The following is a 12,493-nucleotide window of genomic DNA, read 5'->3' on the forward strand; positions in this document are numbered from 1 at the left end:
GAGCACCGGACGACACGTCGAGATCGCAGGCCTAACGGCGGCGGTTGCGGGCCCGGGAGGCGCGCAACCGCACCAGCCGGCCCACCAGCACCGGGTCGGCGGCCAGCGCCGCCGGATTGTCCAGCAACGCGTTCAACAGCTGGTAGTAGCGGGTGGCCGAGAGCCCGAACCGGTCCCGGATGGCCTGTTCCTTGGCACCGGCATGCCGCCACCACTGCCGCTCGAAGGCGAGCATCTCCCGCTCCCGCTCGTCGAGCCCGCCGGCCGTGGCCGTTTCCCCACCTGCGTCGGCAGGTGACTGCCCAGCGTCCGGTGACGTCGACTCGACCTCGGGGGCGGATCGCGGCGGTGGCACCGTGACGGCGTCCGAACCGGTCTGCGCTGCCGGGGTGGCGTCGGCGGGCTGCATCGTGCTCCTCATCCGGGGGCGGCCGGCACGGCAACGCCAACCTGGCCCATCAGCCTAACGAGGGCCACCACCTGCCGCACCCCACCGACCGGCGGGCCGTCGCGACAAGGAGGGGCGGTGGCGGACCGTCCTGGCAAGGTCGGTCCGCCACCGGCCGACTCAGGTGATGTCGCGCCGCCGCATCGTCCACAGCGCCGCGCCGAGGAACAGCACGATCCCGACGGTGAACAGCACCGACGAGTGCTGCCAGGTGATGTCCAGCGTGGCCGGCTCGCACTCACCGGTGTAGGTGGCGTTGCACGCCTGCCAGTCCTGGAGCGTGACCTTCTTGGTCATCCAGGCGATGGCGTAGGTGGGCAGCAGCCACGCCTCGGGGAAACGCACCTGCGCCATGGAGAGCAGGATGCCGAGCCCGATCTGGCCGACCACCATCACCGCGATCGCCCCGCCGAGCGCCATCGCGGTGTGCCGGCCGAGCGAGGCCAGGGCGAAGCCCACCGTCGCCGCGACCAGTGCCAGCACGATGCCGCGCAAACCACCGATGAGGAACGACTGCCAGGTCCCCGAGGTCATCCCCTCGGTGGTGCCGCGCAGGTTGGCGACCAGCCACATGCTGCCGAACCAGGCCGCCGTGGCGGGCAACGCCAGCGCGAGCAGCCCGGTGAGCAGCGCGCCCAACTTGGTCAGCAGGACGGTCAGCCGCTTCGGCCGCCAGAGCAACAGGTTCATCATCCCGCCGGTGTTCCACTCGGCACCCACGAAGGAGGCGCCGACCACGAACCCGACCATTCCCAGGATCCCGGCGAGCGGGATCAGCATCTCGCCGAAGCTCTTCCGGAAGTCGAAGGTCGAGGGCAGGAACCACTGTTCCTCGATCGACTCCCGAGGCGGTGGGGTGATCTCGGCGCAGTCGGCCGGGTAGTAGTCGACGTTCTCACCCGCCGCCTTGGCCCGCTCACAGTTCGCGCGTTCCTGTTCGGCCCAGCGGACCTGCTCCTGATGCTGCTGGTCGGCGGCCCGCCGTGCCTCGGCGAGCTGATCCGGGCCGATCTTCTGGTTGCTCAGGAACATGCCCACCGCCACCAGGACCAGGACCAGCAGGCCACCGGCGGTCATCCAGCGGGTGAAGCGCCGCTTGGCCAGCCGGCGCAGCTCGGTACGGAAGAGACTCACGCGCCCCAACCTCCTCCGGCGGGTGCGGACGGTGCCGTCCCGTCGACTCGTACGGACTGGTCGACCTGCCGGTGCTGGCCGGGTACCGGCGCGGTGGCGGTCAGTTCGAGGAAGACGCTCTCCAGGTCGACCGCGATCGGTGCGAGTTCGCTGACGTAGAGGCCCTGCTCGGCCAGGATTCGGGTGACCGTGGCGGGCTTGTCCACCCCGGCGAGCATCAGATGATCGTCGTTGGCGGTGACCCGTACGCCGGCCCGGGTCAGTGCGGTGGCGGCGACCGGAAGGTCGGTGACCGCCTCCAGCCGCACCCGGACCGCGCCGGACGAGTGCTGGGCCAGCACCTCGTCGACCGGGCCGAAGGCGACCCGCCGACCCAACGAGATGATGGTGACCGAGTCGCAGATCAGCTGGATCTCACCGAGGATGTGGCTGGACAGGACCACCGTCATGCCGGCCTCGGAGAGGTTGCGCATGAGTGTGCGCATCTCCCGGATGCCGCCCGGGTCGAGGCCGTTGGCCGGCTCGTCCAGGATCAGCAGCCGCGGGTTTTTGAGCAGCGCCGAGGCGACCGCCAGCCGTTGCTTCATGCCGAGCGAGTACGTCTTGACCCGTTCACCGGCCCGGTCGCGCAGGCCGACCAGTTCCAGCACCTCGTCCACCCGCTGCTCGGGCAGGTCACCGGCGCCGGCCAGCAGCGACAGGGTGTCTCGTGCGGTGAAGTGCGGGAAGAACTGCGGGCTCTCCACGATCGCCCCGACCTGCGGTGCGACCTGGTCCAGCCGGTCGGGCACCTCGTGACCGAGGATCGCCATCCGGCCGCCGTCCGGCCGGATCAGGCCGAGCAGTGTACGCAGCGTGGTGGTCTTGCCCGACCCGTTGGGGCCGAGGAAGCCGTGCACCTGGCCCGCCTCGACCCGCATGTCGAAGCCGTCCAGGGCGTTGCGGGTGCCACGGCGTCGACTTCGGTACGTCTTTCGTAGACCTTCGATTTCCAGGACAGCTGGCAAGCTGCACCTCCCCCGTTGGTGTGTGGGCGACGACGACACCATACGCGGTATGCAGCGACAGGCAATACCCGGTATGCAGCGCCACGCCGAAAACGGGCAATTTCGATACCGTGAGCGTCGACGGCGCGACGCGACGTCAGTACTCCAGGGACGCTCAGGCGCAGATGACGTGCACCCCGGCCGCGCGGAAGGCGTCGACCACCTCGGTAGCGGCCCCGGAGTCGGTGACCAGCGTCTCGACCCGGTCGACCGGGCAGATCCGGGCGAAGGCGTGACCGCCGAGCTTGGACGAGTCCGCGATGATCACCACCCGCTTGGCCCGCGCCACCATGAGGTTGTTCATCGCCGCCTCGCCCTCGTGATGGGCGGCGGCACCGAGGAGCGGGTCGATGGCGTCCACCCCGAGCAGCGCCACGTCCAACGTGACCTCACGCAGCAGCGCCCCGCCGAGCGGGCCGACCAGTTCGAAGGACTTCGGCCGCACCACGCCGCCGGCCACCACGACCTTCATCCGGGACCGGACGAGCAACTCGTTGGCGATGTTCAGCGCGTTGGTGACCACGGTCAACTGGGCACCGTCGGCGTTGGTGTTGAGATCCGGACGCACCGCCAGCGCCCGAGCCACCTCGGTGCTCGTGGTGCCGCCGTTGAGGCCGACCACCGTGCCCGGCGAGACCAGCGCCGCCGCCGCCGCGCCGATGCGCTGCTTCTCCGCCGAGTGCTTGGCCGTCTTGTAGCGCAGCGGCAGGTCGTACGAGACGCCGTTGGCGACCGCCCCGCCCCGGGTACGCGTGATCATCTGCTGTTGCGCGAGTTGGTCGAAGTCCCGGCGGATGGTCGCCTGGGAGACGTCCAGCCGCTCGGCGGCCTCCTCCACGGTGACCCGGCCCGAGTCGGTGAGCATTTCGAGCAGGGCGTTCCATCTCGCGTAGCGGTCCACCCCGGGCCTCCCGTGTCTGCACGATCGGTGCTTGGTTGCGTGCACACTAGTGCTCGAAACTACGAAGACGCAAAAACCAGCTCTGCTCGATTGCGTCCCCGGTTGCCATTTCCGATGGGTTTCACGCAGAATGACGCGCGAAAGACGGGATTAGCGAGCCGTAATGCGCAAGGCTCCGGCCTGCGAGGAGTTCTCATGGCGTACGTCCACGCGGAGATCGCGAGCCAGCCGGACTGCTGGCGCCAGGCGAGCGAACTGGCCCCGGCGATGCTCGACCGCCTCCCGCGCCCCGGTGAGCGGGTCGCCGTCGTCGGTTGCGGCACGTCCTGGTTCATGGCCATGGCGTACGCGGCCCGCCGCGAAGCCGCCGGCCAGGGCGAGACCGACGCCTTCCAGGCCAGCGAGTTCCCCGTCGGCCGCCACTACGACCGGCTGTTGGCGATCACCCGCTCCGGCACCACCACCGAGGTGCTGGAACTGATCGCCGCGCTGCGCGGCCGGATCCCGACCACGGTGCTGGTGGGCGACCCCGGCTCACCGGTGGTGGAGACCGCCGACGCCGCCGTCACCATGCCGTTCGCCGACGAACGCTCAGTGGTGCAGACCCGCTTCGCCACCACCGCGCTGGCGCTGCTCCGCGCCCACCTCGGCGACAACATGGACGCCCTCGCCGCCGACGCGGAGGTCGCCGTCCGGGCCCCGCTGCCGATCGATCCGAGCCTGATCGAACAGGTCACCTTCCTCGGTCGCGGCTGGACCATCGGACTGGCCCAGGAGGCCGCGTTGAAGTGCCGCGAGGCAGCCACCTTCTGGGCCGAGGCGTACCCCGCGATGGACTACCGGCACGGCCCCATCTCGGTGGCCGCCCCCGGCCGGCTGGTCTGGGCCTTCGGCGAGTTGCCCGACGGGCTGCCGGAGGATGTCGCCGCCACCGGCGCGTCCTTCGCACACAGCCGCACCCACGGCTACCGCACCGTGCTCGGCCGGTGGGCCGCCGGGCGTACCCCGGTCGACCCGATGGCCGACCTGATCCTGGCCCAGCGCTTCGCCGTAGCGCTGGCCACCAGTCGCGGCCTCGACCCCGACGCGCCCCGGCACCTGAGTCGCTCCGTGGTACTCACGTGATCGAAGAGGTTGCCGTCGCGCTCGACGTGGGCGGCACCGGGATGAAGTGCGCGCTGGTCGGCGCGGACGGTGTCGTGCGGCACGCCGAACGACACCCCACCGACGCCGGGCGCGGTCCCGACGCCGTGGTCGAGACGATCCTGACGGTGGCCGAGGGGCTCGCCGGCAAGGCGTGCGCGGACGGGCTCACGCCGACCGCGCTCGGCATCGTGGTGCCGGGTGTCGTGGACGAGGCACGCGGCGTGGCCGTCTGGTCAGCCAACGTCGGCTTCCGGGACGTACCCCTGCGCGACCTGGCGGCCGCGCGGCTCGGCCTGCCCACGGCGCTCGGCCACGACGTGCGTGCCGGTGGCCTCGCCGAGGCGCGGTTGGGTGCCGGCCGGGACACCGGGCACGTCCTCTTCGTCGCCATCGGCACCGGGATCGCCGCCGCGCACGTGGTGGCCGGCAAGGCCGTCACCGGTGCGCACGGCGCCGCCGGGAACTCGGTCACATCCTGGTCCGTCCCGACGGACCGACCTGCGGCTGCGGACGGCCCGGCTGCCTGGAGGCCATCGCCTCCGCGTCGGCCGTCGCCCGCCGCTACGCCGAACTCACCGGGACCGGCACGGCCGCCGACACCAGCACGGCCACGAGCCGGCGCACCGGCAGCGCGTCGGACGACGGGTCCGCCGCCGGGCCGGGCCAGGGGCGGACCATGGTGACCGCCGCCGAGGTGGCCGCCCGGGCGGACGCCGGCGAGGAGGTGGCCGCCCAGGTCTGGCGGGAAACGGTCGAGGCACTGGCCGACGGCCTCGCCACCGCCCAGGCCCTGTTCGACGTGGCGACCATCGTCCTGGGCGGCGGCCTCGCCCAGGCCGGCGCCGGGCTGTTCGACCCGCTGCGTGCCGCGCTGCGGGACCGGCTCACCTTCCACCGGGAGCCACGACTGGTCCCGGCCGCCCTCGGCGACGAGGCGGGCTGCCTCGGTGCCGCCCTGCTCGCCCTCGACCAGATGGAGACGCCATGACCGTACGGGTGAACGGCAAGGTGGTGACCCCCGGCGGGGTGATCTCGCAGGGCTGCGTCGAGGTCAGGGGCGACCGGATCAGTGCGGTCGCGGAGTACCCGTCGGTGCGCGACGGGCACTGGATCGTGCCCGGCTTCGTGGACATCCACAGCCATGGCGGCGGTGGGCACACCTTCACCACCGGCGACGCCGGCCAGGCCCGGGCCGCGGCCGCGTTCCACCTGGGGCACGGCACCACCAGCCTGGTGGCCAGCCTGGTCAGCTCACCGTTGGAGCTGATGCGCTCGGCCACCGCCGCCTTCGCCCCGCTGGTGCGCGAGGGCGTGCTGGCCGGCATCCACTTCGAGGGGCCGTACCTGTCCGCCGCCCGGTGCGGCGCACAGAACCCGGAGTTCCTGCGGGATCCCGCCACCGACGAGCTGACCGAGCTCATCAAGATCGGTGACGGCGCGCTCCGGATGGTCACCCTCGCCCCCGAGCGGCCGGGTGCGCTGGAGGCCGTGGAACTGCTCACCCGGCACGGGGTGGTCGTCGCCGTCGGGCACACCGACGGCACGTACGAGCAGACCCGCGCCGCCGTGGCGGCGGGCGCCACCGTCGGCACCCACCTGTTCAACGGGATGCGCCCGGTGCACCACCGTGAGCCCGGCCCCGTGGTGGCGCTGCTGACCGCGCCGAACGTGATCTGCGAACTGATCGCCGACGGGGTGCACCTGCACGAGGGAACGCTCACCTTCGCCACCTCGACCGCCGGACCGGAACGGTGCGCGCTGGTCACCGACGCGATGGCCGCCGCCGGCATGCCCGACGGCGAGTACGAGCTGGGCGGCCAGGCAGTGACCGTGGACGACGGGGTGGCCCGGCTCGCCCGGGACGGGGCGATCGCGGGAAGCACGCTGACCATGGACGCGGCGCTGCGCAGCGCCGTGGCCGCCGGGGTCTCGGTTCCCGACGCGGTACGCATGGCGTCCACCACGCCGGCCCTGGCCCTCGGCCTCGGCGACCAGGTGGGCACCCTCCAGGCAGGGCTCCGCGCCGACCTGGTGGTGCTCGACGACGACCTGGAGATCGTCCGGGTGATGCGGGCCGGCACCTGGGTGGAGTGACCCGACAGCCGCGACGTCAGCGCGTCGAGATCTCCACGCCGAGGACGGCCTGCTCGTCCGGGCGGTGCACCAGCACGTCCGATAGGAACGACTGCACCGCGTGGCGCATCCCCACATCCCGACCGGCCTGCTCGGAGAGCAGCCACTTGTGCTCGATGATCTGGGCGAACAGCTCCTGCGGCTCCAGCTTGCGCCGCAGGTGCGCCGGTACCGCCCGGACCACCGGCTCGAAGACCTCGGTCAACCAGCGGTGCGCGGCCTGCTGCTCGTCGGTCAGGTCGCTCTCCGCCCGGTACGCGTCGAGGTCGTTGAGCAGCTTGCGGGCCTGGTTCTCCTCGGCGTCCAGCCCGGTGAGGCGGAGCAGCCGACGGTGGTGGTACCCGGCATCGACGACCTTCGGCCGAATGAGGTAGCGACCGTTGTCGATGCTAGACATGGCCACCTCCGCCACGTCGAAACCCAGCTCGTTGAGCCGGCGGATGCGTCCCTCGATGTCGTGCCGGGCCGCGCGTTCGACCTGCTGCTCGTAGGTGATCTCGTGCCAGAGCCGCTCGTAGCGCTGCACCACCTCCTCGCAGACCACCTCCGGGTCGATCGAGTCGTGCAGCAGGCCGGCCGCCTGAAGGTCGAGCGCCTCGCCGAAGATGTTGACCCGGGCGATCTCCAGGTCCTCGCCACGCTGACCGTTGGAGAGCACGCTGCGCAGCGCGCCGGTCTCGGCGTCGACCAGGTACGCGGCGAAGGCACCCGCGTCCCGCCGGAACAGCGTGTTCGACAGCGAGCAGTCGCCCCAGAAGAAGCCGGTCAGATGCATCCGGACCAGCAGCGCGGCGAGCGCGTCGAGCAGTCGCCCCATCGTCGGTGGCCGCAGCGTGTGGGAGAACAGCGCCCGGTACGGCAGGGAGAACTGGAGATGACGGGTGATCAGCACCGGGTCCAGCGGCTCACCGGCGTCGGACTCCCGGTCGGCGACGATCGCCACCGCCTTGACCGACGGGAAGTCGATCCGTTCCAGGGCACGCAACAGGTCGTACTCCCGCTCGGCCACCCGCTCGCCGGTCTCCTTGACCGCGTAGACGTGCCCGCCCAACTGCACGAACCGCACCACGTGCCGGGAGATGCCCTGCGGCAGCGCGACCAGGTGCTCGGCCGGCCACTGCTCCAACGGGGTCGACCAGGGAAGGTCGAGCAACGCCGGGTCGACGAGGGCCGAGGTGATCCGCACGGCGTCAAGTTTGACGTTTCCGCCGCCGGAACGCCTCACTACGTGGCTCGGCCCACAGTCGCCGGCCCTCGGGAGCACCGCGCGGGCCGGTAGCGTGATCGGGGTGCGGGAGACGACACCGGTACGCCGGAGCATCCGTCTGGCACCGGTACGCCCGGCCGGCTGGTGGTTCGACGCCGTCCTGCTGGCCGCTCTCACCGGGCTGACCGCCGCCCTTGCCGCCGACTGGTTCTTCGGGCTCGACCGCGCGGTGGCGGACTGGGCTGACGCGCACCGACCCACAGCCGCCCGATGGATCGCGGTCGTGTTCAACTACCTCGGTCAGGGCACCCCGCTGACGCTGATCGCGGCTGGACTGGGAGTGCTGCTCGCGGTCCGGCTGCGGTCCGTGCGCCCGCTGTTCGTCCCCGTGGCGGCCTTCGTTCTCACCTACCTGACGATCGGCCCGCTGAAGGTCTGGACGGCCCGGCCCGCGCCGAGCGCCAGCGTCAAGGAGCCGTTCCTGCCGCCCGAGCAGACGCTTCCGCTCTTCCAGGACGACCTGCCGGTGCGATTCGCCCAGTCCTATCCGTCCGGACACGTCGCCAACGCGATCGTCTGGTACGGCGTGCTCGCACTGTTACTCGTCCCACTGCTGGCCAGCCTTGGCCGGGCCGTACCCCAACGGGTGGTGCTGGTGGTGCGGATCGTGCCACCGACCGTGGTGCTGTGCACCACCACGTATCTGGGCTGGCACTGGCTGACCGACTCGGTGGCCGGGCTGCTGCTGGGGTTGCTGCTGGACCGGCTGCTGCACCGGGTGCCCTGGGACGACCTGCCGCTACCCGGTCGCCTCCGGCAGTGGGACGGGCCGTTCATCCGGCACCGGTAGGGTCCCGCCGTGGACCGACTCACGCGCCGGCTGGGCGTGCCGGACGCCGTCGTCATCGGTCTCGGGTCGATGCTCGGCGCGGGCATCTTCGTGGTCTTCGCTCCCGCCGCGGCGGCGGCCGGTGGCACCGGCCTGCTTGTCGCCCTGGCCCTGGCCGGGTTCATCGCGTTCTGCAACGCGACAAGCTCCGCCCGGCTGGCCGCCCGCTATCCCGAGTCCGGCGGCACCTACGTCTACGGTCGGGAGCGGTTGGACCCGTTCGCCGGGTTTCTCGCCGGCTGGGGTTTCGTGATCGGCAAGACGGCCAGCTGCGCGGCGATGGCACTGACCATCGGGGCGTACCTCTGGCCGGGGCAGGCCCGGCTCGTCGCGGTGCTGGCGGTGGTCGCGGTCACGGCGGTGAACCTGCGCGGCATCGGCAAGACCGCCGCCGCCACCCGGATCCTGGTGGTCCTGGTGCTCGCCGTGCTCGCGCTCGTCGCGGTGGCCGGCGCGACGAGCGTCTCCGTCGACCGGATCGACCAGCCCGGCGGCACCGGCCGGGGGGTGCTCACCGCCGCTGGGCTGCTCTTCTTCGCCTTCGCCGGGTACGCCCGGATCGCCACCCTCGGCGAGGAGGTACGCGACCCGCAGCGCACCATTCCCCGGGCGGTGCCGTTGGCGCTCGGTCTGGTGCTGGTGATCTACCTGGTCCTGGGGGTGGTCGCCGTCGGCGTGCTCGGCGCAGACCGGCTGGCCGCCTCCGCCGCGCCGCTGGCCGACGTGGTGGGCGCGGCCGGACTGCCCGGCCTGGAGTGGGTGGTCCGGGCCGGCGCGACGATCGCGGTGACCGGGGTGCTGCTCTCGCTGCTGGCCGGGGTGGGCTGCACCACGCTGGCGATGGCCCGCCACCGGGATCTACCGGCCGGGCTGGCCGCGGTGCATCCCCGGTACCGGGTGCCGCACCGGGCCGAGCTGGCGGTGGCCGCCGTGGTCATCCTGGTCGTGGTGCTCGGCGACGTGCGCGGGGCGATCGGCTTCTCCGCCTGCACGGTGCTCGTCTACTACGCCATCACCAACGCCGCCGCGCTGACCCTGGGACGGGAGCCGGAGCGGAAGCTGCCGGTGCAGGCGCTCGCCGTGGCGGGACTTGTCGGCTGCGTGCTGCTCGCGGTCAACCTGCCGCTGTCCAGCGTGCTCGCCGGTTTCGGCGTGCTGGCCCTCGGTGCCGTCTGGTACGCCCTCCGGTCAGCCCGCCGCTGACCGGGTCACTCCGTCGCTTCGCGCGGTACCGGCGCGCCGGACGTAGCGGTGCCGGCTCCGGTGGCGCGACCTCGCGGGGCAACGCGTTCAGGCCGGCCCGGCGGGCCTACCACGGTCAGCCGGTCACCCGCCACGATCACCATGCGCGGGTCCGGCGACCAGTCCAGGCGCTGGCCGGCGCGGGCGTGCGCGAGCAGGCGGACGCTGCCGGCCCGGCCGACGGTGGCGAGCGTCCGACCGTCCAGGTCCGAGCCGGCGGCCACCGGAACCTCGGTGACCAGCAACGCGTGCCGGCCCACCGGAATGGTGGCGATCACCGCCCGGTCCAGCAGGGCGGCGGCGAACGACGGCGCCGCCAGGTAGGAGACGCTGCGCGAGGTGCCGATGCCGAACGCCCGCTGCACCCGTTCGGCGAAGTCGCCGTCGAAGAGCCGCAGCACCACCCGGAGCTGGTCGTCGAGGGCACGGGCGTTGAGCGCGGCGCGGAGGTTGGCGCCGTCATCCGTGGAGACCACCACCAACGCCTGGCAGGTCGCCACCGAGGCGGCCCGCAGCGTCTCCTCCTGCGCCGCGTCGCCCACCACCAGCGGTACGCCGAGCCGTCGGGCCAGCCCGGCGCCGCGCGCGTCCGCACTCTTGTCGATCGCCACCACCTCGACGCCGAAGTCGTTGAGCTGGGCCATCACCCGGGTGCCGATGTTGCCGAGCCCGACCACCACGACGTGCCCGGAGCGCTCGGGCAGGATCCGCCCGGTGTGCAGGGCCAGTCGGGCGTTCACCACCCCGTCGACCACCACCGCCGTGATCAGCGGGATCAGCGCCAGCCCGGCGAGGTTCAGCACCACCTGCATGACCTGCTCGGCGGCCGACTTGGCGGGGTCCGGATCCTGCCCGGTGAGGGTGGTGACGAGCGTCAGGTAGAGCGCGTCGCTCCAGCCGACGTGCGCCGCGTTCGCGTAGAGCCCGCCCAGGGCTGCCACCATGGCGAGCAGCACCAGCACCGCTATCCCGATCTTCCGGGTGGCGAAGCTGCGGACCGCGCGCAGCACCGCCACCGGCCGACGCCGCCGCCGCGCCCGGACCAGCCGCCGCGCGGCCAGCTCGGTGCCGGCCGGCCGGCCCACCGCCTCGGCGAGCACCACGTCGGCGTCCCGGTCGTCGGCCGGCAGCACCAGATCCTGCTGGGCGTCGCCGGTGTCGGCCACCCCGCAGACGATCTCGCTGGGGCGTACGTCGTCGCGGCGGGCCACGTAGAGGGTGCGTCCGCCGTGCCGGAAGTGCGTCGGCGCGACCTCGCCGAGCGCGGCGGCTACGAAGGCCGGTGCGGCCATCGAGGCGTCGGAGAGCACCGCCGAGTCGGGGAAGATCTGTCGTACGCCGTTGGCCAGCCCGGTGTTGAACATCCGCACCACCAGGCGCAGCCGGGACTCCACCTCCTGCGCGCAGAGCGCGGCGTGCATGTTTCCCACGTCGTCCTGGTGCAGCAGGGCCAGCCCCGCGGCCTCGGCAAGCCCGGCCCGGCGGAAGGTGACCTCGTCCAGCCGGTCGGCCCGGATCACCTCGATGCCCGGCAGGTCACGGCCGTCCGGCCCGGGAGAACGCCGACGCTCCGGCACGATCAGGGTGATCCGTACCCGGCCGGCCTGTGTCTCGCCGGCCAGCAACGTCCGCACCACCCAGTAGGCGAGCGGATCCTGCCCACAGATCACGTAGTGCGCCCGGGACTCCCCGTTGACCCGCAACCGGCGGCTGGCCCGCAGGGCCCGATCGAGCAGCGGCTCCGCCATGCCCCGCATGGTAGTCAGCCGGTCGCAGCCCGCGCAGCCCGTCATGATCGTGGCAGCCGCGACGCGGCATGTCCGGCCCGGCGACGGGTAGGGCAGCTGCATGCAAACCTTCCTGCCGTACCCGGACTTTCTGGCCAGCGCCCGCGCGCTGGACCAACGACGGCTCGGCAAGCAGCGGGTGGAGGCGATCCAGGTGCTACGCGGGCTGACCTGGCCGACGTACGGCTGGCGCAACCACCCGGCGGTGAAGATGTGGGCCGGGTACGAGGAGGCGCTGACCCGGTACGGCCTGGACATCTGCTCGGTCTGGTGCGCGGCCGGCCGGGCCGACACCTGCGCCACCACGTTGACCGTCGACCTGGCCGCCGCGTGCGGCGTCGAGCAGGTCCGCACCCAGCAGGAACTCGCCGTCGCCGGGGAACTGCCGCCGTGGCTCGGCCGAACCGAGGTGCACCTGAGCCACCGCTCGTCGCTGCTGCGCAAGGATCCGGCGCACTACCGGCCCATCTTCGGCGACGACGTTCCCGACGACGTGGAGTACGTCTGGCCGACCTCCGACCGCCCCCGCCGCTGCCTGCCCTGACCGGAGGAGCACACTG

Annotated in this window: 10 protein-coding genes and 2 pseudogenes; 6 read left to right on the forward strand and 6 right to left on the reverse strand. The window is 72.4% G+C overall.

From position 1 onward, the window contains the following. Positions 1–31: 31 nt before the first annotated feature. The 4 genes from ENC19_RS19465 to ENC19_RS19480 form a co-directional block, all read right to left on the reverse strand. A complete protein-coding gene (locus ENC19_RS19465; RefSeq protein ID WP_164448559.1) occupies positions 32–409 on the reverse strand; it encodes a DUF3263 domain-containing protein in 378 nt (125 codons plus the stop codon). Positions 410–568: 159 nt separating this feature from the next. Further along, a complete protein-coding gene (locus ENC19_RS19470; RefSeq protein ID WP_164448560.1) occupies positions 569–1,582 on the reverse strand; it encodes an ABC transporter permease subunit in 1,014 nt (337 codons plus the stop codon). Beyond that, the gene (locus ENC19_RS19475; RefSeq protein WP_164448561.1) at positions 1,579–2,589 is read right to left on the reverse strand and encodes an ATP-binding cassette domain-containing protein; all 1,011 of its coding nucleotides are present in this window, start codon (positions 2,587–2,589) and stop codon (positions 1,579–1,581) included. Before ENC19_RS19475 ends, ENC19_RS19470 begins: the two co-directional genes overlap by 4 nt. Before the next feature lie 154 nt (positions 2,590–2,743). After that, positions 2,744–3,529: a DeoR/GlpR family DNA-binding transcription regulator gene (locus tag ENC19_RS19480; protein ID WP_164448562.1), complete on the reverse strand. Its 786-nt coding sequence runs from the start codon at positions 3,527–3,529 to the stop codon at positions 2,744–2,746. A 195-nt stretch (positions 3,530–3,724) separates the two neighbouring features. On the opposite strand from ENC19_RS19480, the gene ENC19_RS19485 reads away from it, so the two are divergent. From ENC19_RS19485 to nagA, 3 genes and pseudogenes are all read left to right on the forward strand, one after another. Continuing rightward, positions 3,725–4,654 carry an SIS domain-containing protein gene (locus ENC19_RS19485; protein WP_164448563.1) on the forward strand — a complete coding sequence of 310 codons (930 nt, stop codon included), beginning with the start codon at positions 3,725–3,727 and terminating at the stop codon, positions 4,652–4,654. Between the two features lie 41 nt (positions 4,655–4,695). Beyond that, positions 4,696–5,663 (forward strand): annotated as a pseudogene (locus tag ENC19_RS19490) (ROK family protein). Beyond that, complete coding sequence (gene nagA / locus ENC19_RS19495; RefSeq protein ID WP_164448564.1) at positions 5,660–6,769, forward strand: N-acetylglucosamine-6-phosphate deacetylase; 1,110 nt, start codon at positions 5,660–5,662, stop codon at positions 6,767–6,769. The pseudogene ENC19_RS19490 and the gene nagA overlap by 4 nt, the downstream one beginning before the upstream one ends. A 16-nt stretch (positions 6,770–6,785) precedes the next feature. On the opposite strand, the gene ENC19_RS19500 is transcribed toward nagA, so the two are convergent. Beyond that, positions 6,786–7,994: a DUF4032 domain-containing protein gene (locus ENC19_RS19500; protein ID WP_164448565.1), complete on the reverse strand. Its 1,209-nt coding sequence runs from the start codon at positions 7,992–7,994 to the stop codon at positions 6,786–6,788. Positions 7,995–8,097: 103 nt separating this feature from the next. Between ENC19_RS19500 and ENC19_RS19505 the strand changes: the two genes are divergently transcribed. Continuing rightward, positions 8,098–8,865, forward strand: coding sequence for a phosphatase PAP2 family protein (locus ENC19_RS19505; RefSeq protein ID WP_164448566.1), 768 nt, complete (start codon positions 8,098–8,100; stop codon positions 8,863–8,865). Between the two features lie 9 nt (positions 8,866–8,874). After that, positions 8,875–10,107 carry an APC family permease gene (locus ENC19_RS19510; protein ID WP_164448567.1) on the forward strand — a complete coding sequence of 411 codons (1,233 nt, stop codon included), beginning with the start codon at positions 8,875–8,877 and terminating at the stop codon, positions 10,105–10,107. On the opposite strand, the pseudogene ENC19_RS19515 reads toward ENC19_RS19510, so the two are convergent. Continuing rightward, positions 10,019–11,894 (reverse strand): annotated as a pseudogene (locus tag ENC19_RS19515) (potassium channel family protein). The gene ENC19_RS19510 and the pseudogene ENC19_RS19515 sit on opposite strands and share 89 nt — an antisense overlap. Positions 11,895–11,994: 100 nt before the next feature. On the opposite strand from ENC19_RS19515, the gene ENC19_RS19520 reads away from it, so the two are divergent. Further along, complete coding sequence (locus ENC19_RS19520; RefSeq protein ID WP_164448568.1) at positions 11,995–12,477, forward strand: MSMEG_6728 family protein; 483 nt, start codon at positions 11,995–11,997, stop codon at positions 12,475–12,477. The last annotated feature ends 16 nt before the right edge of the window (positions 12,478–12,493 follow it).

This window comes from Verrucosispora sioxanthis (genome assembly GCF_010560025.1).
GTDB lineage: Bacteria > Actinomycetota > Actinomycetes > Mycobacteriales > Micromonosporaceae > Micromonospora > Micromonospora palythoicola.